21 protein-coding genes are annotated in these 25,406 nt (G+C 65.5%); 10 read left to right on the forward strand and 11 right to left on the reverse strand.

The annotated features are described in order from the left end of the window. The first annotated feature begins 160 nt into the window (after nucleotides 1-160). Nucleotides 161-1,354, forward strand: a complete 1,194-nt coding sequence (locus DK926_RS23520) for a PLP-dependent aminotransferase family protein (RefSeq protein WP_114332394.1) — start codon at nucleotides 161-163, stop codon at nucleotides 1,352-1,354. Here DK926_RS23520 and glpK read toward each other — a convergent pair. Further along, complete coding sequence (glpK, locus tag DK926_RS23525) at nucleotides 1,339-2,844, reverse strand: glycerol kinase GlpK (protein WP_114332395.1); 1,506 nt, start codon at nucleotides 2,842-2,844, stop codon at nucleotides 1,339-1,341. The two genes, DK926_RS23520 and glpK, sit on opposite strands and share 16 nt — an antisense overlap. A gap of 145 nt (nucleotides 2,845-2,989) precedes the next feature. Between glpK and DK926_RS23530 the strand changes: the two genes are divergently transcribed. After that, nucleotides 2,990-4,726: a glycerol-3-phosphate dehydrogenase/oxidase gene (locus DK926_RS23530; protein ID WP_114332396.1), complete on the forward strand. Its 1,737-nt coding sequence runs from the start codon at nucleotides 2,990-2,992 to the stop codon at nucleotides 4,724-4,726. Nucleotides 4,727-4,739: 13 nt separating this feature from the next. On the opposite strand, the gene DK926_RS23535 is transcribed toward DK926_RS23530, so the two are convergent. The 4 genes from DK926_RS23535 to DK926_RS23545 are packed head-to-tail and all read right to left on the reverse strand — an operon-like array spanning nucleotide 4,740 to nucleotide 10,769. Continuing rightward, entirely contained in the window at nucleotides 4,740-5,282 is a 543-nt protein-coding gene (locus DK926_RS23535; protein ID WP_068431974.1) for a hypothetical protein, read from the reverse strand. Between the two features lie 11 nt (nucleotides 5,283-5,293). Then, nucleotides 5,294-5,416 (reverse strand): hypothetical protein, encoded by a 123-nt coding sequence (locus DK926_RS27240; RefSeq protein WP_279387105.1) that lies wholly within the window; start codon nucleotides 5,414-5,416, stop codon nucleotides 5,294-5,296. Nucleotides 5,417-5,445: 29 nt separating this feature from the next. Further along, a complete protein-coding gene (locus DK926_RS23540) occupies nucleotides 5,446-6,228 on the reverse strand; it encodes a DNA-formamidopyrimidine glycosylase family protein (RefSeq protein ID WP_114332397.1) in 783 nt (260 codons plus the stop codon). 2 nt (nucleotides 6,229-6,230) lie between these two features. Then, entirely contained in the window at nucleotides 6,231-10,769 is a 4,539-nt protein-coding gene (locus tag DK926_RS23545) for an ATP-dependent helicase (protein WP_114332398.1), read from the reverse strand. Nucleotides 10,770-10,846: 77 nt separating this feature from the next. Here DK926_RS23545 and DK926_RS23550 point away from each other — a divergent pair, with 77 nt between their 5' ends. After that, nucleotides 10,847-11,092 carry a modification methylase HgiDII gene (locus DK926_RS23550; protein WP_114332399.1) on the forward strand — a complete coding sequence of 82 codons (246 nt, stop codon included), beginning with the start codon at nucleotides 10,847-10,849 and terminating at the stop codon, nucleotides 11,090-11,092. A gap of 82 nt (nucleotides 11,093-11,174) precedes the next feature. Next, entirely contained in the window at nucleotides 11,175-11,687 is a 513-nt protein-coding gene (locus DK926_RS23555) for a DUF1992 domain-containing protein (RefSeq protein WP_114332400.1), read from the forward strand. On the opposite strand, the gene DK926_RS23560 is transcribed toward DK926_RS23555, so the two are convergent. Both DK926_RS23560 and DK926_RS23565 read right to left on the reverse strand, forming a co-directional pair. Beyond that, nucleotides 11,611-13,107: an NAD-dependent epimerase/dehydratase family protein gene (locus DK926_RS23560; protein WP_114332401.1), complete on the reverse strand. Its 1,497-nt coding sequence runs from the start codon at nucleotides 13,105-13,107 to the stop codon at nucleotides 11,611-11,613. The genes DK926_RS23555 and DK926_RS23560 overlap by 77 nt on opposite strands. Beyond that, nucleotides 13,104-14,345, reverse strand: a complete 1,242-nt coding sequence (locus DK926_RS23565; protein WP_114332425.1) for an aminotransferase class I/II-fold pyridoxal phosphate-dependent enzyme — start codon at nucleotides 14,343-14,345, stop codon at nucleotides 13,104-13,106. Before DK926_RS23565 ends, DK926_RS23560 begins: the two co-directional genes overlap by 4 nt. Before the next feature lie 349 nt (nucleotides 14,346-14,694). On the opposite strand from DK926_RS23565, the gene DK926_RS23570 reads away from it, so the two are divergent. Beyond that, nucleotides 14,695-15,825: an acyl-CoA dehydrogenase family protein gene (locus tag DK926_RS23570; protein WP_114332402.1), complete on the forward strand. Its 1,131-nt coding sequence runs from the start codon at nucleotides 14,695-14,697 to the stop codon at nucleotides 15,823-15,825. A 6-nt stretch (nucleotides 15,826-15,831) separates the two neighbouring features. On the opposite strand, the gene DK926_RS23575 is transcribed toward DK926_RS23570, so the two are convergent. Further along, complete coding sequence (locus DK926_RS23575) at nucleotides 15,832-16,473, reverse strand: ribulose 1,5-bisphosphate carboxylase large subunit (RefSeq protein WP_068431952.1); 642 nt, start codon at nucleotides 16,471-16,473, stop codon at nucleotides 15,832-15,834. Between the two features lie 95 nt (nucleotides 16,474-16,568). On the opposite strand from DK926_RS23575, the gene DK926_RS23580 reads away from it, so the two are divergent. Further along, a complete protein-coding gene (locus tag DK926_RS23580) occupies nucleotides 16,569-17,786 on the forward strand; it encodes an NAD(P)H-binding protein (protein ID WP_114332403.1) in 1,218 nt (405 codons plus the stop codon). Further along, nucleotides 17,786-18,496, forward strand: a complete 711-nt coding sequence (locus DK926_RS23585; RefSeq protein ID WP_114332404.1) for a type II CAAX endopeptidase family protein — start codon at nucleotides 17,786-17,788, stop codon at nucleotides 18,494-18,496. The genes DK926_RS23580 and DK926_RS23585 overlap by 1 nt, the downstream gene beginning before the upstream one ends. Here DK926_RS23585 and DK926_RS23590 read toward each other — a convergent pair. Continuing rightward, nucleotides 18,476-19,519, reverse strand: a complete 1,044-nt coding sequence (locus DK926_RS23590) for an acyl-CoA dehydrogenase family protein (RefSeq protein ID WP_114332405.1) — start codon at nucleotides 19,517-19,519, stop codon at nucleotides 18,476-18,478. The genes DK926_RS23585 and DK926_RS23590 overlap by 21 nt on opposite strands. Before the next feature lie 47 nt (nucleotides 19,520-19,566). Between DK926_RS23590 and DK926_RS23595 the strand changes: the two genes are divergently transcribed. Continuing rightward, nucleotides 19,567-20,004: an Lrp/AsnC family transcriptional regulator gene (locus tag DK926_RS23595; protein WP_068431941.1), complete on the forward strand. Its 438-nt coding sequence runs from the start codon at nucleotides 19,567-19,569 to the stop codon at nucleotides 20,002-20,004. Next, nucleotides 20,001-21,095, forward strand: a complete 1,095-nt coding sequence (locus DK926_RS23600; protein ID WP_114332406.1) for a lysylphosphatidylglycerol synthase domain-containing protein — start codon at nucleotides 20,001-20,003, stop codon at nucleotides 21,093-21,095. The genes DK926_RS23595 and DK926_RS23600 overlap by 4 nt, the downstream gene beginning before the upstream one ends. Here DK926_RS23600 and DK926_RS23605 read toward each other — a convergent pair. Continuing rightward, entirely contained in the window at nucleotides 21,029-23,740 is a 2,712-nt protein-coding gene (locus DK926_RS23605) for a molybdopterin cofactor-binding domain-containing protein (protein WP_114332407.1), read from the reverse strand. The genes DK926_RS23600 and DK926_RS23605 overlap by 67 nt on opposite strands. Beyond that, complete coding sequence (locus tag DK926_RS23610; RefSeq protein ID WP_068431932.1) at nucleotides 23,737-24,564, reverse strand: FAD binding domain-containing protein; 828 nt, start codon at nucleotides 24,562-24,564, stop codon at nucleotides 23,737-23,739. Before DK926_RS23610 ends, DK926_RS23605 begins: the two co-directional genes overlap by 4 nt. 194 nt (nucleotides 24,565-24,758) lie before the next feature. Here DK926_RS23610 and DK926_RS23615 point away from each other — a divergent pair, with 194 nt between their 5' ends. Then, complete coding sequence (locus tag DK926_RS23615; protein WP_114332408.1) at nucleotides 24,759-25,388, forward strand: DUF2461 domain-containing protein; 630 nt, start codon at nucleotides 24,759-24,761, stop codon at nucleotides 25,386-25,388. Nucleotides 25,389-25,406: the final 18 nt, after the last annotated feature.

Genomic DNA, 25,406 nt, shown 5'->3' on the forward strand with positions numbered 1-25,406 from the left:
CGGCTGTCGAAGGCACACCTTCTCGCATCGTGGGATTGCAGTACCACAATTTGAATTGTCATGACATAATGGCCTGAGCCGACCACCATCCGGCACACTTCGCACCCCAGTCGATCCTCGGGTAGCTCGTACATCCGTATTTCGCTGCTGGGAGAAATCCATGACAACCATTCCGTCGTTGGCTCGTCGCCTCGATTCCGTGCAGAGTTCGGCGATTCGCGACCTGCTCGCGTTGACTGCGCGTGACGACGTCATCTCGCTCGCCGGTGGGCTTCCGGCCACGGAACTCATTCCAGCGCAACGGGTTCGCGAAGCCGCGGCTGCGGTGCTGTCCGAACCTCAGGCCGTTCAGTACGGCGAGACCCCGGGATGGCGGGGGCTGCGCGAGGTGATCGCCGGGCGTGAGTCCGACGCGATCGGACGCGTCGTCGATCCATCGAACGTCGTCGTGACGCACGGCTCGCAACAGGCGCTGACCCTGGTGGCGCAGGCTCTGTTGGACCCCGGCGCAGTGGTCGTGGTCGACGAACCCGCGTATACCGGTGCGCTGCAAGTGTTTTCGATCGCCGGTGCCGACATCCACGCAATTCCGATCGCTGCCGACGGCATGGACACGTGCGAGCTGGAGCGCCGTCTCGCGGCTGGTCTGCGCCCGGCCCTGGTCCATACGGTCGCAAACTTCCACAATCCTCGTGGCGTCACGATGTCGCACGACAAGCGAGCGCATCTCGCGGCGTTGGCCGATCGCTACGGATTCTGGATTCTCGAGGACGACCCCTACGGCGAGATCTGGTTCGACGCGCCGCCGTCGCCGCCGATCGCGGCGCACTCGGACCGTGTCGTCCGGCTGTCGAGTGCGTCGAAGATCCTGGCACCGGCGCTACGGGTCGGCTGGATGGTCGCGCCGAAGAGAGTGTGCGACGCCGTCGAACTGCTCAAGCAGGGTGCGGACCTGTGCGGCTCGTCGATGACCCAGCAGATGACGGCCGAGATGCTGTCGGACACATCGTGGCTCGGGATGCATCTGGACCGTCTGCGCAGTGCGTACGGACAGCGCGCGACCGCGCTGCGGACTGCAGTGGAAGCAGAGTTCGACGATCGAGTGCACATCTCGCCCGCCGACGGCGGAATGTTCGTCTGGCTGACGTTCCGTGACGGCACGGACACGACCGCACTGCTCCCCACGGCGCTGGAGAACGGGGTGGCGTTCGTGCCCGGTCGGGCGTTCGCCGACGCGCCGCAGTACTCCGGTGCGGCGCGGCTCTGTTTCGCGAGTTCAGCGGAACCCGTTCTGCAGGAAGCAGTTCGACGTCTGAAGTCGGCTCACGCCGACACGGCTCACACGCTGTCGTAGGTGCGTTCGACGGCGCGGTTCCAGGTTCGGTACATCTCTTCGCGGACATCCTCGTCGAGATCGGGTTCCCACGTCTTGTCGGCGGCCCAATTGGCGCGGATGTCGTCCTCGCCGTTCCAGTAGCCGACGGCGAGGCCCGCGGCATAGGCTGCGCCCAGCGCGGTGGTCTCGTTGACGACCGGGCGCACGACGGGAACGCCGAGCACGTCGGATTGGAACTGCATGAGGAGCTCGTTGACGACCATGCCGCCGTCGACCTTGAGTGTCGTCAGGGTCACGTCGGAATCCGCGTTCATCGCGTCGATGACCTCGCGGGTCTGAAATGCAGTGGCTTCCAACGCTGCTCGGGCGATGTGCCCCTTGTTCGCGAAACGAGTGAGGCCGGAGATGACGCCGCGGGCGTCCGGACGCCACCGCGGCGCGAACAGACCGGAGAACGCAGGCACGAAGTAGACACCGCCGTTGTCGTCGACGGTGTCCGCCAATTCCTCGATTTCTCGGGCGTCGCGGATGATGCCGAGATTGTCGCGCAACCACTGCACGAGCGAGCCTGTCACCGCGACGGATCCTTCGAGCGCGTAGACGGTGGCCGCATCGCCGAGTTTGTAGCAGACGGTCGTGAGCAGTCCGTGCTCGCTGCGGACCGGTGTCGTTCCCGTGTTGAGCAACAAGAAGTTACCGGTGCCGTACGTGTTCTTCGCTTCGCCGGGAGACAGACATGCCTGCCCGAAGGTCGCGGCCTGCTGATCACCCAGGATCCCCGAGATGGGCACTCCCGCCAGCACGCCTCGTGGCCGAACCTCACCGTAGATCTCCGACGACGTCCTGATCTCGGGCAACATCGACATCGGGATCTGGAAGTCCGCGCAGATGTCCTCGCGCCACTGCAGCGTCTCGATGTCCATCAGCAACGTGCGCGACGCGTTCGTGACGTCGGTGATGTGTTTGCCGCCGTTCGTGCCGCCGGTCAGGTTCCACAGCACCCACGAGTCCATCGTGCCGAAACACAGTTCTCCCGCATCGGCACGCTCGCGCGCCCCGTCCACGTTGTCGAGAATCCACCGCACCTTCGGTCCGGCGAAGTACGTCGACAGGGGGAGCCCGGTGACGCTCTGGTATCGGTCTGCACCTGCGTCGCCCGCGAGTGTCCTGCACAGTTCGTCGGTGCGCGTGTCCTGCCACACGATGGCGTTGTACACGGGTTTGCCCGTTGCCCTGTCCCAGACGAGCGCGGTCTCGCGTTGGTTGGTGATGCCGACGGCGGCGATGTCCTGCGCCTTGACGTCGGCGTTTCCGAGCGCGGCGCCGACGACTTCACGCACATTGACCCAGATTTCCTCCGCGTCATGCTCGACCCAGCCTGCACGCGGGAAAATCTGCCGGTGCTCCTTCTGCGCCGAGCCGACGGGTTTGCCGTCGTGTCCGAAGATGATGCACCTGCTCGAGGTGGTTCCCTGGTCGATCGATGCGATGAAGGTGTCGGACGTCACCAAAGCTCCCTTGTTCGGCCGGATCTATCGTTTCGGGTCGCGCGGGTATACGTGACGAACGGTAGCCTTGCGGTGAATCTCGGAGAAGCACGACATCCGGGTAGAGCACGGCTGCTTCGAATCGACGCGACACGGGAGCGAGTTCTTGAGCAACAAGTCGAACACCACATCCCTCGGGCCACAGGCGCGCGACGACGCGTGGGAGCAGCTGGGATCCGAACAGTTCGACGTCGTGGTCGTCGGCGGTGGCGTGGTCGGAGCCGGAGCGGCACTCGACGCGGCGACGCGTGGGCTCAAGGTGGCGCTCGTCGAGGCACGTGACTTCGCGTCCGGTACGTCGAGCCGATCGTCGAAGATGTTCCACGGTGGTCTGCGCTACCTCGAGCAGCTCGAGTTCGGTTTGGTCCGTGAGGCTCTGCACGAGCGTGAGCTGTCGCTGTCGACCCTTGCTCCTCATCTGGTCAAGCCGCTGAAGTTTCTGTTCCCGCTGACGCATCGTGTCTGGGAACGTCCCTACATCGCGTCGGGAATCTTTCTGTACGACCGCATGGGCGGCGCCAAGTCCGTTCCCGCGCAGAAACATCTGACGCGCTCCGGCGCGCTGCGGATGGCTCCCGGCATGAAGCGCAAGTCGCTGATCGGCGGAATTCGCTACTACGACACCGTGGTCGACGACGCCAGGCACACGATGACCGTCGCGCGGACGGCGGCTCAGTACGGGGCCGTCGTTCGGACGTCGACGCAGGTCGTCGGATTCCTGCGCGAAGCCGATCGAGTGTCGGGCGTGCGGGTGCGTGACTCCGAGAACGGCGCCACCATTGAGGTACGCGGCCACGTCGTCATCAACGCGACGGGTGTGTGGACCGACGAGATCCAGGCATTGTCGTCGCAACGCGGTAGGTTCCGTGTTCGCGCATCGAAAGGCGTGCACATCGTCGTCCCGCGCGATCGCATCGTCAGCGAGGCGGCCATCATTCTGCGCACCGAGAAGTCCGTGCTGTTCATCATCCCGTGGGGTGCTCACTGGATCATCGGCACCACCGACACCGACTGGAAGCTCGATCTCGCGCATCCGGCGGCGACGAAAGCCGACATCGACTACATCCTCGGCGAAGTCAACACGGTTCTGGTGACGCCGTTGACGCACGAGGACATCGACGGTGTCTACGCCGGATTGCGGCCGCTGCTGGCGGGGGAGAGCGACGAGACGTCGAAGTTGTCCCGTGAACACGCCGTCGCGCGCGTTGCGCCCGGACTCGTCGCCATCGCGGGCGGCAAGTACACGACGTACCGGGTCATGGCCAAGGACGCCGTCGACCTCGCGTCCGACGACATTCCGGCGCGCGTCGCGTCGTCGATCACCGAGAAGGTGCCGCTGCTCGGTGCCGACGGCTACTTCGCGCTGGTCAACCAGACCCACCACCTCGCCCAGATGTACGGTCTGCATCCCTATCGGGTCACGCATCTGCTCGATCGGTACGGTTCGCTGATCGACGACGTTCTCGCGCTGGCAGCCGACAAGCCGTATCTGCTGCAGCCCATCACCGACGCGCCCAGCTACCTGCAGGTCGAGGTCGTTTACGCGGCGGTGGCCGAGGGCGCGTTGCACCTCGAGGACATCCTGGCGCGTCGCACACGCATCTCCATCGAATACTCGCACCGCGGCGTCAACTGTGCCGAGCAGGTCGCGGGACTGGTGGCGCCCATTCTCGGATGGGATGCGTCGGACGTCGATCGAGAGGTGACCACCTACACGGCGCGCGTGGAGGCTGAGATCAAATCACAGATGCAACCGGACGACGATTCTGCGGATGCACTGCGCGTCGTCGCCCCGGAGGCGCGTCAGGAGATCCTCGAACCGGTGCAGCCCGGAACGCACTGACCTGTGCCTTCCGTCAGTGCGTCAGCACTATCTTGACGGACACGATGAGCGCAGCCGCGACGGCCAACGCGATGGATCCGAGCAGCGTTCCGCGCGTTGGTTTCTCGCCGCGCAAGCGGCCGATGACGAAATTGGTCGACGCGATGCGCGCGATAATGACGACCTCGGCGGCGATCTGACCGATCGCCGGGTCGAGCAGTCCCCACCAGCCGACGGCGAGCAGAGCTGCGGGCAGGACCGTTGCGCTGAGGATCGGCACCGAGTCGCGTAGTTGCTCCCACCGTCCCGCGCGCGACAGATGCGAGCCGGTGCGCACGGTCTGCCCTACCCCTTCGGCGAACGCGTGCGCCACGAAGGTCGACACTCCGGTGCCCACGACGATCGCGACTCCTTGAAACGTGTGTTCCTCCGGTGACGTCAGGGGAATCAGCGCAGCGAGGATCAGGATGTTGCCGTACACGTAGGCGCTGATCCGGCTGGCCGCGTTCTCGCGGTCGAGCGGGTCGGTGCGCGACAGCAGCGGGCGATGCAGCAGGTGTCGCAGATTCGGCGCCATGGTGAGGGAGCCTAGTGCGGCGCGGCGCGGACCATCTGCTGTTCTCGGGTACGGACGAGCGACCGAGGAGCACGTGCTGCAATCGGGCCCGACGCGGCCATCGCGACGAGGGTGAGTATCGCCAAGAAGATCATGATTCGATCCTGGCGCGACTTCCTGTGGATCAGCTGGGACTGGGCTGGCAGTACGGGCAGTAATAGATCTGCCGCTCTTCCATCGGATTGTCGCCGAGGAGCCCGAACTCGATCGTCGTGCCGCACCGCCTGCAGGGTTTTCCTTCTCGGCCGTACACCCAGAAGTGGCGGCCCGCCCGGCGGTCGCCGGTGGTGACGCGCTGGTTGCGGTCCTTGTTGGCCCAGATCGTTCGATACGACAGGTCGACCATCTTGCCGATGTTGCCTGCCTCGCGCACCGGGGTACGTGGGTCGATGCCGCGAAGGAAGCAGATCTCGTTGCGGTAGACGTTGCCCAATCCGGCGAGGTTGCGTTGATCGAGCAGCGCGAGACCGACGGCGCGGTCGGGATCGGCGGAGATGTTCGCGACGGCTGTGCCTGCATCCCAGTCGTCGCCGAGCAGATCGGGACCGAGGTAGCCGACGGCCTCGTCCTCGTTCTCGAGAATCTCGAGAACGCCGAGTTCGAAGCCCACGGCCGTCGCGTCGTCGTTCTCGAGAATCGCCCGCGCCTGGAATGCAGGTCGCCGCCACTTCGCGCCGTGGGGATAGACCTGCCACGTCCCTTCCATCTTCAGATGGCTGTGAATCGAATGACCTGCCACACGGATCAACAGATGCTTGCCGCGCGATGCGACCGAGTCGACGGTCTGACCGGTGAAGTCGACTGTGGCATAACGCGGCACACGAATGTCGCAGCGAGTGAGCACTTTTCCTTCGAGTGCGGCGCGAAGTTTGTTCGCAGCACGATAGACGGTGTCGCCCTCGGGCACGGCTACCCCCGCAGCCTGAGGCCGCGCGGTGTCGCAGAGAAACCTGCTGCTACAAGCGTTTTCGAGAAGGCGGTGCCGTGGATGTCGTGTCCGTCGACGCGTTCGACGAGCAGCTTGTCGACGCCACCGCGCTTCACCGTCGCGGCCAATGCCTGTGCGGCCGTCGCAGTGACCTCCTCGTCGTTGGAAAACGTCAACACGGTCTTCCCTCCTCGTTCGACGAACAGAGTGAGTTCGCCCTCGTGCAGGACAACGAGTGCACCTGCTTTGCGTCCCGGTCGGTGTCGCGGGGTGTCGACGTCGTCGTCGGGCTTCGGCCACGGCAGCGCGGCGCCGTACGGGTTGGCGGGATCACACGCAGCCAGAACGACGGCGCCCGTCTTCTCCCGCTCGTTGTAGCTGCGCAGCCGGTCGACGACCTCGGATGTCGAGAACTGTGCGCCGCCGAGCGAATCGACGAAGTAGCCGCGTCGGCTGCGACCGGAGTCCTCGAATGTCGTCAGCACCTTGTACATCGTCGCGAACCCGCCCGGGATTCCCTCGTTCATGACGGAACCCCGCGTCACGACGCCGTACCGTTCGAGCAGCACGTCGGCGGTGGCGTGCGCGCGAACGGTCGGATCCGGTTCGAGTTCGGGGACACGGGACCAGCGTCCGCCTGCCGTCGGCGGACCGCTGCGTGACGGTAGCGTCGGGCGCTCGAATCGCCGATACGACCGCAGACGCGGTGTGCGTCTGGGCGCCCGGTGGCTCGGCGCCGACCTGGTGGTGGTGGCGTTCAGCAGGGCGCGTAACGGCGCGAACGTGTCGTTGCTGAGGCGGCCGGCCCAGACGAGCTCCCACAATGCTGCGACCAGGCTGTCGTCGTCGGTGCTGCCGACGGTGTCGGACAGTTGGCGGAAGAAGTACGCGCCGCCTGCCGCGACGGCGTCGAGCACGTTGATCTGCAACTCCGACAGGTCGGCTTCGGCAGGCGGCGCCAATGTCAGGGGCGCCGTGTCGGCCATGTGCAGACAGACCCAGCCGTCCTTCGAGCTGATGGACCCGTGGCCGGACCAGACCACCTCACCGGTGGAGGTCAGTTCGTCGAGCATCGCGGGGGAGTAGTCGCGTACGCGCGACGACAGAACGAGCGACTCCCACGCCGACGCCGGAATGGGCACCCCCGCAAGCTGTTCCACGACCGACGCCACTCCGTCGATGCCACTGAGCTGGCGACTGTCGACGTGTTGCCACGCCGGGAGGAAGCGTCCGAGGGTCGCGGTGCCGACAGGTTCCACTTCCTGTCGCGCGGCCGCGAGAGACCGACGCCGGAGCCTGCGCAGTACCTCGGCGTCGCACCACTCGCTCCCGGTCTTCTCGGGCCGGAACTCGCCTTCGACGACGCGCTTGTCGGCGCCGAGGGTCGCCAATACACCCCGTACGACGGCGGTTCCGATACCGAACCGTGCTGCGACGTCGTCGACCGAGAACGGTCCGTGCGTACGGGCGTAGCGGCTGATCAGATCGGTCATCGGGTCGTCGACCGGTTCGATGAACGCGTTGGGCGTTCCGATCGGAAGGGGTACACCGAGCGCGTCGCGCAGGCGGCTGGCGTCTTCGATCGCGGCCCACCACGTGTTCCCGGCGTACGTGACCTCCAACGCCCGTCTGGCCGAGGCCAATTCGTTCAGCCAGAGTCGCGACTCGTCGCCGTGGGTCCTGGCGTCTACCTCGTCGGCGGTGAGCGGGCCGAGCAAGCGTAGGAGGTCGGCGACGCCTTCGATGTCCTTCGCGCGCCGATCGGGCACGAGGCGTTGCAGTTCGAGTTCGGTGGTCTCGATGACCGACTGATCGAGCAGTTCCCGCAGTTCGACGCGTCCGAGCAACTCGGCGAGCAGCGCAGAGTCCAGCGATAGTGCCTGCGCACGACGTTCGGCGAGCGGACTGTCGCCCTCGTACATGAACGCGCCGACGTAGTTGAACAGCAACGAGTTGGCGAACGGCGACGGCGACGGTGTCTCGACCTCGACGATCCGGATCTGCCGACGCCCGATCTGCGCAAGGATCTCTTCGAGAGCAGGGAGGTCGTACACGTCCTTCAGGCATTCGCGCACGGTCTCGAGCAGGATCGGGAATGTCGGATAGCGGCGGGCGACATCGAGCAGTTGCGACGCGCGCTGCCGCTGCTGCCACAGGGGTGCACGCTTTCCCGGATTGCGTCGGGGAAGAAGCAGTGCGCGCGCGGCACATTCACGGAAGCGCGATGCGAACAGCGCCGAACCACCGACCTGCTCGGTGACGATGTCGGCGATCTCGTCGCTGTCGAACACGAACAGGTCGGCGCCGGGCGGATTGTCGTCGGTGTCGGGGAGTCGGACGATGATGCCGTCGTCGGACGCCGTCGGTGCCGCGTCGATGCCGTAGCGCTCGATCAGCCGCGCGCCGATCGCGAGTGCCCACGGGGCATGCACTTGCTGGCCGTAGGTCGAGTGCAGCACGAGGCGCCAGTCGCCCAGTTCGTCGCGGAACCGTTCGACGATCATCGTGCGGTCCGTGGGAAGTTGCCCGGTCGTCTCCTTCTGTTCGTCGAGAAGCGAAATCAGGTTGGTGACCGCGTTGGTGTCGAGACCGTCGCCGCTCAGTCGCGCGTCGAGGCCCTCGCGTTCGGACGTACTGCGGAGGAACTCGCCGAGAGCCCGACCCAGTTCGGCGGGACGGCCGAGGCCGTCGCCGTGCCAGAACGGCAGACGCCCGGGCTGACCGTACGCCGGGCTGACGAGCACGCGGTCGTGGGTGATCTCCTCGATGCGCCAACTGGTGGCGCCGAGTGCGAACACATCCCCGACACGCGATTCGTAGACCATTTCCTCGTCGAGTTCGCCGACGCGAGAGGCCTTTTCGCCGACCATGTACACCGTGAAGAGTCCGCGGTCGGGGATCGAACCGCCGGACGTGACGGCAAGCCGCTGCGACCCGGGACGGCCGGTGAGGGTGTTGGCGTCGCGATCCCACACCAGGCGAGGACGTAGTTCGGCGAATTCGTCCGACGGATAGCGACCGGACAGCAGGTCGAGCGTCGACTCGTAGGCCGAGCGTGGCAGGGTCGCGAAGCTGCCGGTGCGCCGGACCGCGTCGAACCAGTCGTGTGCGTCGATGGGCTCGAGCGCACACGCCGCAACGGTCTGCTGCGCGAGGATGTCCAACGGATTGGCCGGTACGGCAAGCGCTTCGATCTTGCCGGTCGTCATCCGCTCGACGGTGACGGCGCAGTGGATCAGATCGGTGCGATGCTTCGGGAAGAGCACGCCTTTCGAGATCTCACCCACCTGGTGGCCGGCGCGTCCGACGCGCTGGAGTCCGCTCGCCACGGACGGGGGTGCTTCGACCTGAACGACGAGATCGACTGCGCCCATGTCGATTCCGAGCTCGAGACTGCTGGTGGCGACGACGCATCGCAGTCGGCCGGATTTGAGGTCGTCCTCGATGAGGGCGCGCTGATCCTTGCTGACGCTGCCGTGATGGGCGCGTGCGAGAAGCGGCTCGGCCCCGTGGTTGACCTCGCCCGAGCTGCCGAGCTGCGATGCGGGCCCGTGTGCGGTGTCGATTCCGTCGCCGAGTCGCTCGGCGTACACCTCGTTGAGTCGGGCCGTCAGACGTTCGGCCAGGCGACGAGAGTTGGCGAAGACGATGCACGACTTGTGGTCGAGGATCAGGTCGACCATCTTCTCCTCGACGTGTGGCCAGATGGACCCCTGCTGCGGCGCGGCCGACGCGTCTCCTTCGGCGGGCGTGGTGACTCCGAGCTCGGTCATGTCCTCGACCGGCACCTGCACCGTGAGGTCGAACGTCTTCGGCGCGGGCGGGGCGACGATCTCGATCGGCGCAGCGCCGGTGAGGAATCGGCCGACCTCCTCGTGCGGCCGGACCGTCGCGGACAGGCCGATGCGTTGCGCGGGTTTCGGCAGCATCAGGTCGAGGCGTTCGAGCGAGAGCGCGAGGTGCGACCCGCGCTTCGTGCCCGCGACGGCATGGACCTCGTCGACGATGACGGTGTCGACGAGCGTCAGAGCCTCGCGCGCCGACGACGTCAGCATCAGGAACAGTGACTCCGGGGTGGTGATGAGGATGTCCGGGGGAGTCTTGATCATGGTGCGGCGGTCGGCCTGACTTGTGTCACCGGACCGGACACCGACGGAGATGTCGGGCGGTTCGAGGCCGAGACGCTTGGCCGTCTGAGTGACACCGACGAGCGGTGCGCGCAGGTTGCGTTCGACGTCGACCGCGAGGGCCTTCAGCGGCGAGATGTAGAGAACTTTCGTCTTGCGTTCGGCCTGAACGTCCCGGGTGGCCAGCTGATCGATGGACCACAGGAACGCCGACAGCGTCTTGCCCGAACCGGTCGGCGCGACGACCAACGTGTGGCGACCGCTCGAGATTGCTTCCCAGGCCCCTGCCTGCGCGGACGTCGGACTGTGGAACGCGCCGGCGAACCACTCCTGCGTCGGCGCGGAGAAACGCGCGAGTGCCGCCGTCGCGTCGGTCTCTACTTTTCGGGCCATTCGACCATGATGCCCCGAGGCACCGACAACGAACCTCGAACGTGTGGGGACGGCGCTCGCTGGGTACTGGACCAGCCATGACCGACGACCAAGAGATCATGCAGAAGATCACCGCAGAACTCGACGCTCGACTGGGCAAGGAAACCAACGGCCTGCAGAACGAAGTTCCGCCGGGGGCCAGCGTTCAGGAAGACGACGGTGAGCGCGGTCCCCTCGGGCGGGACTACCACCTGGCCGCGAAGTACGCGCAGGCACTGGCCATCGGCGAGCCGCAGCTGATCGACCGGGCCGAGTTCGATCGCCTGGTCGAGCTGTACGGCTGAGCCCCTTGTGAGTGCTTATGTAGAGCCTGCTCTACATAAGCACTCACGTGCGCCGAAGGCGCCCGACAGGCATCATCGATGTGTGACGGAAAGAAAGAAGCACGGCGTCACTTTCGAGTCGTTCGTCGACAAGCAGATTCGAGAAGCGCAGGAGCAAGGCGCGTTCGAGAACCTCGAGGGCGCAGGCAAGCCGATCCCGAAGGGGACCGGTCCGCACGACGAGTTGTGGTGGATCAAGGGCTATCTGAAACGAGAGAACCTGTCCACCGATGCGCTCCTGCCCGAATCGTTGCAGCTACGCAAGGAAATCGAGAAACTTCCGGCCGTCCTGATCGACATGCGGCTCGAGGAGTCGGTTCGCAGCCATCTGCGCGATCTGAACGCCCGCGTCGTCGCCTGGATTCGGGTGCCGTCGCCTCCGTTGATTCCCATCTCTCCGGTCGACGTCGACGCGTGGGTCGAGCAGTGGCGAGTGAACCGGGCCGCGGTCGACGCCGCCGCCCGGGCCTCCCGTGCGTCTAGCCCCGGATCGTCTGCGGCGCCGACGACGCGGCCTGGCTGGTGGCAGCGCCTGCGGGCCCGATGTGCGCGATGACGTCGTCGATCGTGCGTGCCGAGATGTAGGTGGCCACGGACACGCGGCCTCGCACGCGCTTCGGAACCAAGGGGTCGTCGGGTGACGGCGAGCGGGAACCCTCGTCGACGACGATGGATATCGGTCCACCGAACGTGCGCCGTGCGTACTCGACGGCTTCGGTGACAGCCCTGTCGAACTGCGCCTGGTCGACGCGGCCGCGAGGGCCGGTGCTGAGCCCGTGCCCCGGTGGATCGACCGCGACGACGTCGTACCCGCGCTCTCGCAGTTCCACGGCCAGCGGAGTGCAATAGCGAGCGTGTGAGCCAGGTCGGGCAGGCAGGACGATCGTCCTGCGCCCACCCCCACGATGCAGTTCGCAGTGCACACTTCCGTCGGGTGTCCGCAGTTGAACGTGTTCACCTGCGGCGACGCCCACGACTGCCGATGCCGGTGCCAGGGCTGCCTCACACGCGGCGTCGCGTTCGAGAGCGTATTCGGGCAGGAGAATCGGCCGTCCCTGCAGCAGGATCATGATTGCCGCGCACTCTCGCGACGTCAGCGTCGGCGACCATCCGGTGGCCGTGTGCAGGGCCGTCGAGTCGACGACGGGTTCGCCTGCCGTCACCCATTGGCCCGAGAACGGCGTGAGGCCCAGACGGAAGGCGATGTTCGCGGCGACGACGGCCGCACGTTCAGGCACGTCGAACAGCTTCTGACCCTGCATCGCAGCGAGTTCACGCACGCCTGTCCAGTCGCGTGGCCCGACGTTGTACGGTCCGTCGAGATCCTGTTTCACCGCCCGGTGGAACGCGTCGGCGAGGTCGTGTTGATGCAGGAACTGGTACGACGCGCGATCAGCCTGTGGGAATGCGCCGATCGTGGACGTGAACTGATCGATGCCGTCGTTGGAGAAGTCGGGACCGATGATGTACGTCGGCCGGAGCATGCTGACAGCCATCTCGCCCGGGTGTCGCCGCAGCCACCATTCCGCGTAGTGCTCGACCTCGGCCTTGTCGTGGAAGTAGTACCGGTCGGGATCGCCTGCGGGATAGTCCTTCTCGGTCAGAGGCTCGTCGTGGATGTCCGGGCCGTACGCGTTGATGCTCGACGCGATGACCATGCGTCGTACGCCTGCGCGGTACGCGCTGTCGAGCACGTTGCGCGATCCGCGCTGGTTGATGTCGTGTGTCGTTCGTTTGTCGCGCAGTTCCTCCACGACGAACGCGAGATGGACGACGACGTCGCACCCCCGAAAGATGTGTTCCATTTCCGGAGATCGGATGTCGGACCGAACGGACTGCAATTTGGGATGCACGAGGGGAGTCCGTCGACGCGCGATTCCCACGACCGACTCGACGTCGTCGTCGTCGAGCAAGCCAGGGAGTATCGCCCGAGCGAAGTCGCTCGTCGCTCCGGTCACCGCGATGCGAAGTGTCACGACGGCAGCTCCGCGCGGCTTTCGGCGACCGTGTCGGCGATGGTCTCGATTGCGGTCCTGATGTGCGAATCCGTGTGCGACGCCATGGCGCACAGCCGCAACAGGGCCCCGTCGCGTGGGACTGCAGGGTGCAGAGCCGCGCTGGTGAAGATGCCTCGGTCGAACAGTGTGCGCCATAGGCTCATTGCGACGAGATCGTCGCCGACGTGCAGTGACACGATCGGAGACGCGGTGTCACCGCCCGGTGTCCTCGATCGCGCGCCGACGTCGAGACCGGCGTCGGCCAGTCCTTTTCGTAGTGTTTCTGCGTTGTGCAGTACGCGGTCGGCGCGTTGACGACCTTCGTCGCTGCGGATGAGCCTGACCGACGCGAGGGAAGCGCCCACTGCTGCCGGCACCCCCGACGTCGTGAACAGAAAGGCGCGGGCGTGGATGCGCAGTGTGTCGAGCAGGTCGTTCGAGCCTGCGATGAATCCGCCGGTGGAACTGGGACTCTTCGACAGCGAGGCCATACGGATGTCGGTGTCGTTCTCGGTTCCGAACAGTTCGGCGGCGCCGGTCAGTCGGTCGCCGTATACGCCGAGACTGTGTGCCTCGTCGACCATCAGTGCTGCACCGTATTTCGTGCACAGGGCGGTGATCTCGTCGAGCGGAGCGAGATCACCTTCCATCGAATACAGACCGTCGACGATGACCAGGACGGCACCGTCGCCGTCGACCGGTTCCTGCAGCTTGGCTTCGAGATCCTGCAGGTCGTTGTGTGCGAACTTGCGAATTCGGGCACCGGACAGCTGGCTTCCGTCGCGAATCGACGCGTGCGCAGCGGAGTCGACGACGATGACGTCCTGTTTGCCGACGACAGCGCTGATCGTGCCGACGTTCGTCTGATAGCCGGTGGTGAACACCATGGCCCCCTCGGTGCCATGCCATTCGGCGATCTCGTTCTCCAATTCGAGGTGGAGATCCATCGTGCCGTTGAGCAGTCGGCTCCCGGTGATGGCGGAGCCGAAGGTGTCCAGCGCCTCTCGGGCGCCGCGTTTGATGTCGGGGTGGTCGGCGAGTCCCAGATAGTTGTTGGAACCCAACATGATCTTGTCCACGCCTTCGACCTGTACGACGGGCGCGGTTGCCGATTCCATGACGCGGAAATAGGGGCTGACGTCGGCGTCACGAACGGAGCGGAGCAATTCGACGCGGTCGTCGCCGTCGAGTCTCTTGATCAATCGGTTTACGGTCATCTGTCCCTGGTCTCCTAGGGCATCGTCGGGTGCACGGAAGTCGAGCACTACGTAGATTCGATGGTCGCGAACTCGAGAAGTAGTTCGGCGCGGGTGCGTAATCGGATGGGTGTGGAGAACGAATTCGGAACGGAAATTTCCATTTCCGCAGATCGAAACTCTTTTTATGGACAAAACAAACTCGCAACCCGGTTTCCATCGACACAAGAAACCTCGAACCGGAGGTTTCGGCAGGTGAGACTGCGGGTAGATCGCCGACCGGTCGCGAATTCGATTGTCGCTGTTCAGTCATGCCCACGGTGCGAACCGCTCGTGTGCATATCACTCTTGTATTCATCGAAGGAGAAACATGACTGCATTGATGGTTCGAGAACGCGAAATTCTGGAGAAATATCTTCCGGGTCTTCTGGACTATTTGGACGAAACGCCCTTGGCCGATCTCGAAGGTCGTAGCGGTGATGCCATTGCGAAATTCCGAGAAGCCGGGGGTACCGCCCTCATCGTTCCGAAGAATCTCGGGGGGTTGGGTGCGACGGCACTCGACGCGGTCCGCGCGCAGCGGGCCATCGGGTCGCGGTCGCCGTCGCTCGGTGCGGCGACGACCATGCATCATCTGTCCATTGCGTCGCTGAACGAGTTCGCGCAGGAGGCGTCCGACGACGACCGTGCGTTGATCGCGGCGCTCGTCGAGCAGCGAGCCGTCATCGCATCGGGCTTCTCCGAGGGAAATCCGGGCGGCAGCGTGTTCATCCCCACGATGAAGGCGACGAAGCGGGGGGATTCGTACATCATCAACGGCAGCAAGAAGCCCTGTAGCTTGTCGGGTTCGATGGATTTGTTGACCGCTAGTGTCGAGGTCGAAGGCGTCGGCGACAAGGACGGCGAGCGTGCAGTCGCGTTGATTCCGTCCAATCTGGACGGGGTGACCGTGAACCGGTTCTGGGACACCGACATCCTCGCCGGCGCGCAGAGCGACGAGGTGAAGCTCGACGACGTCGAGGTGCCGGCAAGTTTCGTGCTGCTCAACATCGACGACGATCCCGACGGCATTCACGAGATGACGGGCTACCTGTGGTTCGGCATGCTGATCACGGCCAACTACCTCGGCGCCGCGTCGATGCTGCTGGAGAAACTCCTCGCGGCGGACAAGGGCGACTTCGAGGGCTACACCAGGGCGGCGGCTGACATCGAGAACGGCATGGCTGCAATCGAATCCGTGGCGTGGGAATTCGATTCCGGGGCGCGGGGGCAGGATTTGTCCGCCCGACTTCTGTTCTGCCGCATCGCGATTCGCGACGCTCTGGTGCGTGCGAGCTCTGCTGCGATGGAGTCGCTCGGCGGCATCGGATTCATCAAGTCGCCCGAGATCGGCTACCTCGCGGCTGCCATCCAGGCGTACGCGTTTCATCCGCCGTCACGCCGTACCATCTCCGAGACGCTGACCAAGTATCACGGCGGTGACGAATTCGCGTTCGTGTGAGGAGATTTAGTGGTGGTCTTCCTCGTCGGCGAGCTTCTCCTCGCCTCGGTTGCGGAAGAACTTGAACCCGGGGATGCCGATGACTGCGCGTCGAACATCTTTCGTGACGGCGAGCAGTTCGTGAATTTCCGGAGACACTGTGTCGAGCGTGGCCAGAATGGGAATGACCGCTTCCATGTGTTTCACGAGCCCGGGGAGTTGGTCGACCATCTCGATGGCCGCGTCGACCTCGTCCTCGGACAGATGGTCGACGAATTTCTTGGCGAACGGGGCGGACTGTTGAGCAATCGGATCGAACAATTCCACCAATTCGAGTGCGGTGGTGGAGGTCGCACCGGCCGTCAGCACCACGTCGTTCGCTGCTCGGGTGGTCGACGCAGCCCCGTCGACGACGCTGTCCACGCGATCGATGACACCTCCCGTTCGGTCGATCAGGCGCTGCGCGGCGTCGACGACGGCGTCGATACGGGCGACGAGCACGGCGGCTTCGTCGAGCAGCGCACTGATGCGTCCCGGCAGTTCGACCGCGAACGTCACCGACTCGCGGGCCCATCGGGCGCTCGCTTTCACCACGCCGATCCCGAAGCCGACCGCCGACTTTCCGTCGACGGGGTCGGGGAGTCGGACGCCTGCCAGCACCAGTGCCATGCACACGACAATGCCACAGCCGACAACGCCGCAGCCGACGACGCGACGGCCTGCAACGCCACGGCCTCCGCACGCAACGACGCTAGCCTCGAGTCATGAACATTCTCGTCACCGGAGCGAGTGGCTACATCGGTTCCCGGTTGATCGCGTCGTTGTTGGCGGCCGGTGACTCGGTGTGCGCGGCGTCCCGTACCCCGGAAACGCTCGACGCGTTCGACTGGCGCGACCGGGTGGACACCGTCGAACTCGATGCAGGCGACCCCTTGTCGCTGAAATCCGCGTTTCGAGAAGCCGGACCCGTCGACGTCGCCTACTACCTCGTCCACGGCATCGGTGAGGCCGACTACCGTACCCAGGACACGACCGCGGCTCGTCACTTCGGAGAGGCCGCATCCGCAGCGGGTGTTCGGCGCATCGTGTATCTGGGCGGATTCGTTCCCGACGACGAAGAGCTGTCGGAACACCTCGCCGGTCGCGCCGACGTGGGACGAGCGCTCGCCGTCGACGACGTCGAGGTGGTCTGGTTGAAAGCCGCGATCGTCATCGGCGCAGGGTCGACGTCGTACGAGATGTTGCGGTATCTCGCCGACCGACTTCCGATCCTGCCGTTGCCGGACTGGCTGGACCACCCCGTACAACCGATCGCGGTCGACGACGTGTTGTTCTACCTGCTCGCCTCTCGATCCACCGTGCCGGCCGGCGCGTACGACATCGGCGGCCCCGACACGGTGCCGTACCGCGATCTGTTGTTCGCCTACGTCGATGCCGCCGGACTGACGCGCATCGGGGTGCCGACGCCCGGTGTTCCGACCAGCCTCGCAGGGCGCGTCATCGGAAAGATCATTCCGGTTCCCGACGGGTTGGCCGAGGATCTCGTCGAGTCGCTGCACAACACGATGACGACGTCCGAGAACAGAATCCGCGACATCGCAGGCGAGCCCGACGGTGGACTGACCACGATCGAGGACGCGATGCGCCGCAGCGTTCTCGGCAGTGTCGGCACGCCGCCGGGGGTGGCGGCGCTCAAGGATCCGTTACGCCTCGCGAACACCGATGCGGCGTGGAGCGGAGGTGACGCCCTCGGCATTCGCCGTTACGGGGTCGCGGCGTCGTCACGGCGGACATGGAGCCTGCTCGAGGCCCTCGGCGCACGTACGCTGCTCTACTCGTGGCCGGTCGCGGCGGTCGTGCGCACTCACCTCGATGTCGCGCAGGACGTTTCCGAACGAGCACGATCGGCAATGCGACGCATGATGACAGCGCGACGCACGACGAAGGACCGAGCGAGTCACGATCGAACAGGGGAGGTCTGATGCCGGGCTGGCAGTCCAGCGTCGTCGACGTGATGCGATCCGCACTCGTCGACAAGGTCGACAGAAACCACGACGAAACCGACAAGGCCTTCCTGCGGCGACGCATCGTGGTGGTCGTGACTCTCGTGGTGGGCGCGACGCTTCTGGGTGTCTCACTGTCGGTCAGACCGGGAGACAGCGCGTTCTACCCGTTGACGCTCGGTCTCGCGGCTGCATGGATCGTGGGAGGGTTCGCGTCCGGGCCGCTCCATCTCGGACGGATTCGTTTCAACGAATCGATGAGACGTCCGATCATCACGCCGATCGTCATCGGATTGATGGCAGGCGCGGTGTTCGTCGTCGGCGCGCTGATCGTGCGGGAAATTCCACCGTTGGCCGACTTCACCGAGAACGTCCTGGCTCACGCCAGATTCGGTTCGCTGGCGCTGATCGTGTTCATCACGCTGCTCAACGGCGTCGCCGAGGAAATCTTCTTCCGCGGCGCGCTGTACGCCGCCATCGGCAGGAACAAGGCCGTTGTCATCACGACGCTCGTCTACACCGTCGTCACGCTCGCCAGCGGCAACCCGATGTTGGCGTTCGCGGCCATCACACTCGGGTTCGTTCTCGCGCTGCAGCGGCGTGCATCCGGTGGCATCCTGGCGCCGATCATCACGCACGTCACCTGGTCGACCGTGATGGTGTTCGTGCTACCCCCGCTCTTCGCCTGACCCCGTCCGTTCGCTCGACAACCCCTTCAGCAGCGCCGTCTTCATCTGCGGCCTGCTCGCGGCGACGAGCGTGAACGTCGCCTCCCGCATCAGTCGTTCGGCGGTCCCGTGGCCGACCAATGCGCTGCTGCCGGTAGCCGCGACGAGCGCGGCCGCGGTGCGCACCGCCAGTTCCGACGCGTCTGCCCGCGCGCAGAACATGTCGTACCGGCCCGCGAGCGCGTCGTCGAAGTTCGCGCGAGCGCCGGCATGCAGCCGCCGGTACGCGTCGACGTCGACGCCCAACTCCTCCATCTGCTGGATGCAGCGTCGTGCGATGCCCATCGCCATGCATCCGTTGATCCACGAACCGTAGAGCTGACCTGCCTGGAACTGCGAGTCCGTGACGACCGACACGACAGACGCGTCGTCGACGTGGAAGTTCTCGAAGCGCAGACGCACGGTGTTGCTCGCGTCGGCGGCGATCAACGTCAGCGGCTCGACGGTCAGGCTACCGGTGTCGGTGCCGTCGACTGCCTGTGCGGAAACGATGGCATGGACGATCGAATCGTCGAACTCGTCGCGCGCCGACAACTGGACCACGTCGACGATGCCCCATCCGGATACGAAAGGTGCCGATCCGTCGAGGACGTATCCGGAAGCCTCACGGCGCGCGTACAACTTGGGCGGCCTCGGAATGGCACCGGCGAATGCGACGCCTGCTGTCATGGAGCCGTCGACGAGCTCGTCGAAGTACTTGTTTCTGAGCCCCTCGTTCGGGCTGTTCGCGAGGGACATCACGACTCCGCCGTGCTGCATCCACGTGAACGCGGTGGAAAGGCAGGCGCCGCACAGTGTTTCGAAGATGTCCGGCAGTTCGGACATGTCGGGGCCGTCGTCGCGCGCCGCCAAGCCGTAGAAGCCCGCGGCGGCAAGAGCATCGAAGTGGCTGCGCGGAATTTCTCCCGCTGCGTCGACTGCGTCGGCGGCGGGAAAGAGCACCGTGTCGGCGAGGTCTCGGGCTCGCTCCGGCCAGGACGTCACCGACGCATCGTAAACCGAACTGCGCGTTCTGAGCTAGATTTGCGCAGGTGAGCGAAAATCTCGATCGGGTCGACCGATTGATCGTCGACGAACTCGTCGCCGACGGCCGTGCCACCCTCGCGACGTTGGCGGAAAAAGCGAGTCTGTCGGTGTCCGCGGTGCAGTCGCGGGTGCGTCGTCTCGAATCGCGCGGCGTCATTCGCGGCTACACGGCCCTGGTCGACGACGAGGCGTTGGGACGACCGTTGTCCGCGTTCGTGGCCATCACGCCGATCGATCCTGCCCAGCCCGACGACGCTCCCGCGCGGCTGAAGCACATCCCGGCGATCTACTCGTGCCACTCCGTGGCGGGCGAGGAGAGCTACGTGTTGTTGGTGCGCGTCGACTCGCCGCGCAGTCTCGAACACCTGCTGCAGGAGATCAGAGCGACGGCCAACGTGCAGACCCGCAGCACGATCATTCTGCAGACGTTCTACGCCCGATGAACCGCATCGGTGTCCGAAAGATCGCGTCGGCCGGATTGTCGTACGGCGTCGTGGCGCTGGTCATGTGGCTGCTCTATCGCTCGGTCGGCAAGACAGGCGCGGTTTCCGAGGCCGTGGGCGGGATCACCGTGACCGAGGTGGTCGTCGTGTGTGCGCTCGGGCTGCTGTACCTGGCGTCGATGCTGCGGCCGATGGCGTACACACTTCCCGGACTGACGACGGCGCAAGCCGGCGTCGCTCGCACCGCGTCGCTTGCTCTGGCCAACACCGTGCCCGAAGGTGGCACTGTCGCAACGGGTTTGACATTCGCCATGTATCGGTCGTGGGGCTTTCGCGCCGTCGACAGCACGACGTCGATCATCACCGTCGGAATCTGGACGAACCTCACCCGCTACGTGTTGATGTCGATCGCGCTCGTGATCCTCGTGGTGTTCGGTACCGGGTCCGGTTCCCTTGTATGGGTCGCCGTGGCGTCGTGCATCGTCGTGGCAGCCGTGTGCCTGTTGATCGCGGCGATCATCGTCGACGACGGATTCGCGCGTCGAGTAGGTCGACTGCTGACGCGGATGCGCAACGCCGTGGCCAGACACCTGTCGCGGGTACATCCGAGAGACATGGAACAGGCCGTGTCGGATTTCCGTGCGCACGTCAACAATCGGGTGCGCACCTGCTGGCGGTCGCTGACTGCGACGATGCTGCTGTCCCAACTGCTCGGTGCACTCGTGCTCGGGGTGGCGGTACGGATGTGCGGCATCGGCCAGGACGTGGTCGGGTGGGATCGAATCGTGGTCGCGTTCGGTGCGATGTGGCTCGCGGCGTTCGTCGCGCCGACGCCGGGCGGACTCGGAATCGCCGAAGCCGCACTGGTCGCGGTGCTCGGCGCAGGACTGGTCGCGAGCGATCAGGCGCAACTCGTGGCCGCGGTCCTACTGTTCCGATGTGCGACGTGGTTGCTGCCCATTCCGATCGGACTGATCTCGTACCTGTACTGGAGGCTGACGAAGAACTGGAAAGTTCCCGCGGCTCAGTCGTCCGTCGACATCTCGCCGAGCGACCTCCAGACACGATCGGACGACAACGGTAGCTCGTAGAGTCTGGAGCCGACGGCGTCCTTGATCGCGTTCGCGAGGGCAGGGGCCACCGGGTTGTACGGCGATTCGCTCATCGATTTGGCGCCGAACGGACCAAGAGTGTCGTACGTGTCGGCGAAATAGACCTCGGTGCGCGGGATGTCGGCGAACTGCGGAACGTGGTAGCTGCGAATCGAATCGGTGACGACCGTTCCGGCGCCGTCGGTCTTCATCTCCTCGTACATCGCGGTTCCGATGCCCTGAGCCACACCGCCTTCGACCTGTCCGCGGCATTGCTGCGGATTCATGACGGTGCCTGCGTCGGCGCTCTGAACGGACTGCAGGATGCGGACGGTGCCGGTCCCTTCGTCGACGGCGACACGGAATGCGTGCACGTTGAAGGCGAGTGATCGGGGGACGCCGCCGCTGTCACCGTCGGCGACGAGGGTTCCGCCCGACGCGGCGAGAATGTCGTCGAGCGAGACGAATCGGTCACCGCACTGCACGCCCTGCGGCCCGAGCGTGCACGTCTCTCGAGGGCAACCGGACACAGACGCACCGATGTCCACGACGTGGTCGGCCATACGCGTCGCCGCCGCGTGCAGTGCCTTGCCCGCGACGACGGTTCCCGCGGATCCGAAGGCTCCGGTGTCGTACGTCGTCGCGTCCGTGTCGGACTGGCGGACGACGATGCGGTCCGGTGACGTTCCGAGTGCGGTGGCGGCAATCTGGGTGTGCACCGTCGTCGTGCCGTTGCCGAATTCGGCTGTGCCGATGCGCACCTCGTAGCGTCCGTCCGGCTGCAACGCGACGGACGCCTCGGAATGGTGGCCTCGGGGCGGGATCGTCGCGATCATCGCGACGGCCATGCCCTCCCCGACCTTCCACCCCTCCGGCGGTTCCACTCCGTTGCCTCGCCGGAGAGCCTGTTCGGCCAGGTCGAGGCATTGGTCGAGACCGTAACTGCCGTAGACCAGGTCGTCGCCCTCGACGTGGGCTGCGACGAGCGGGTCACCGGGTACGACGACGTTGCGGCGACGGAACTCGAACGGGTCGATGTCGAGTTCGCGGGCGAGATCGTCCAACGCCGATTCGACCGCGAAGATGACCTGCCCGAGCCCGTAGCCGCGGAACGCACCCGACGGAATGTTGTTGGTGTACACGCTCTTCGCGTCGACGCGCTTGTTCGCGCACCGATACACGGCGATCGATTCACCGCAGCCGTGGAACATCACGCCTGGACTGTGGTTGCCGTACGCGCCCGCGTCCGTGACGACGTCGATCGCCAGAGCCGTCAGGGTGCCGTCCGCGGACGCCGCAGCCGTGACGTCGACCTGGAACGGGTGGCGGCACGGCGACACCGTGAACTCGTCTCGGCGTGTGAATTCGAACTGCACGGGTGAACCGGTGCGCAGAACGGCCAGTGCCACGATGTCCTCGGTCAGAAGTTCTTGCTTGCCGCCGAAGCCCCCGCCGACGCGGGCGGTGAACACACGGACCTCGTCGCGATCGAGGCCGAAGATCTCGCAGACCTCGTCGCGGACGAGGAACGGAACCTGAGTGCTGGTACGGAGATTCAGGCGACCGTCGTCGCCGCGCCAGCCGATGGTGCCGTGTGTCTCGAGGTGTACGTGTTGAATCCGGCCCGTTCGCCATCGCCCGGTCACGACGGCATCGGCAGCTGCGACAGCTTCCTCGACATCGCCTGTGCCGCCGTGCACTTCGGCAACGAGGTTGCGCGACGCGTCCGCGATCCTCGCGTCGTGTTTCTTGTCGCCGTGGATCTTCGGTGCTCCGGGTGCCGAGGCGGCCTCGGTGTCGAACACCGCGGGCAGTATCTCGTAGTCGACGACGAGGGCACGGCATCCGGCCTCGGCAGCAGCGAGAGTTTCGGCGACCACCACGGCGACGCGCTGGCCTTTGAACCGCATCATCGTGTCGATGACGCGAGTGTCGTCGGGGTCGTCGTTGCGTTGATCGTGACGGGCCGTCGAGAACAGTCGATCGGGGCTGTCCGCCGCTGTCAGAACCAACCGGACACCCGCGATCGCCTCGGCTGCGGAAGTATCGATCGCCACCACTCGAGCGTGGGGATGGGGACTTCCGAGCACGCTGGCATGCAGAAGGCCAGGGGGAGCGAAATCCATCGTGTACGGCTCGGTGCCGGTGACGATGCGTGTTCCGGCCGGAGCAGCGAGCGAACGACCGCACGACGGACCACCCTGAGGTTTCTCGGTGTTGACGACGCCGTGGACCGCGTCGTCGATCGATCGATATCCGGTGCAGCGGCACAGGTTTCCCTTCAGACGCTGCGGTAGTTCGGCGATGGCGTCGTCGTCGAGTGTCGATGCCGTGAGAACCATTCCCGCAGTGCAGAATCCGCATTGGAAACCGCCCGCGTCGACGAACCGTCGCTGCACCGGGTGAAGGTCGTCCGGTGTGCCGAGACCGGCCACCGTCACGACGCGTCGGCCTGCGGCGCGATAGGCCGGGTAGATGCAGGAGTGGACGGGGTGGCCGTCGACTAGCACCGAACACGCACCGCAATCGCCTGCGTCGCAGCCTTTCTTGACCTCGAAGTGTGCGTTCTCGCGCAGCAGTGTGCGCAGGCATTGTCCCGGGCGCGGTGTGTGGTCGGCGTCGACGCCGTTCAGGGTGAATTTCACGACAGCTCCCCGAGGATGTCCAGTGCCGAACGAATGCTGATGTGCCGACGCCAATCCGGTGCGCCGTGCGGGTCGTCGTACCAGGAGTCGTCCGGAATCGACTGTCGCAGTGCCGCTTCGAGTTCGGATGGGGACGGCGTCGTCGGGAAGCGAACCACATGGGGGCGTACCGTAGCGGCCGTCACCGACAGAACGAACTGGCCGTCGCGGTCTACTCGCCCGATCACGACCGCCGCCGAACGGCCGAGCGGCGACAGCGCCGTCTTCCTGAATGCCGTTGTCGCTTCGAGCGCGTGACGGGGGACATGGATGCTGCGTACGACGTCGCCGACGTTCAGTGCGTTCTCGTGCGGTCCCGTGACGAGATCGACCACGGGGATTCGGTAATCGGAACCGTCCGACGACCACACCGTCGCTACGGCGTCCAACGAGACCGCCATGGAGATCATCGAGCCCGCGGGCAGCGACATGCAGATGTTGCCGCCGACCGTCGCGACCCTCCAGATCTTGAACGACGCGAGCAGGGCGGTCGCGCACTGCGAGAACAGGGCGGTTGCGGGCCAGTCGCGGTCGAAACGTGCCTCCGCGAGCTCACCGATGGTGCAGGTTGCGGCGATCTCGAGGCCGTCGCTCGCATGTTCGTCGTACCCGGCGTCGAGAGCAGGCCAGCCGAGTGCCGTGATGTCCACCAACCGCGTCAGGTGATCCTGCTTCTCGGACATCAACCACGTGCCACCTGCGATGACGGCCGTGTCGGGCGCGCCGGGAGGCAGGCCGGAACGATCGGTGGGGATCACGACGTCCTCGATGGTTCCCAAGTCCATGACGCACCTGCTCTCGGCGCTGCGGTTTGCCGGTGTGGTTCACCTGCACGACTGTCTGTGCCGAACAGTAGTCAGCTCGTGTTACGAACGAAGGGTTCTTCGTCGATCGAGTGGAAACTCGCACGAAACATCAGGAGCGGAGCCTGCGGAGCGACCCATCTGGACCGGCTCACCGTGCCACCTAGACTCGCCGCATGGCTTTCACCGGATTCCCGTTCGCGGCGCTCGACTTCTACGAGGATCTCGAAGCGGACAACAGCAAGCCGTGGTGGAACGCGCACAAGGATGTCTACGAGGAATCGGTCAAGGTGCCGATGGTCGAATTGTTGGCCGAGTTGGAAGGCGAGTTCGGCAGCGGCAAGGTATTTCGGCCGTACCGTGACGTCCGGTTCTCCAAGGACAAGACGCCGTACAAGACGCATCAGGGAGGCTTCGTCGCCCGCGGTCCGAGCCTGGGTTTCTACGTGCAGATCGATCCTGCAGGACTGTTCGTCGCTTGTGGTTTCTACGGTGCGACGACCGACGGCATCGCACTGTTCCGCGACGCCGTCGACAACGAGGTACGCGGCACCGAACTCGAAGGGCTGGTGTCGACGCTGACCGACGCCGGGTTCGACATCGGCGGGGACAAGCTGAAGACCAAGCCGCGAGGCTACGAACTCGACCACCCGCGCATCGACCTGCTGCGCCACAAGTCGCTGACGGCGAGCACGCACTTCGGTTCACCGCCGTGGCTCGAAACGGCTGCGGCGGCCGACCACGTGCGCACGGCGTGGCGGACGCTCGTCCCGCTCGTCGAATGGGCGGAGCAGGTGATGCGATAGCGCGGAGGCATCGCCCGC

The sequence above is a fragment of the Rhodococcus sp. Eu-32 genome, from assembly GCF_003336925.1.
In the GTDB taxonomy this organism is placed as follows: Bacteria; Actinomycetota; Actinomycetes; order Mycobacteriales; family Mycobacteriaceae; genus Rhodococcoides; species Rhodococcoides kyotonensis_B.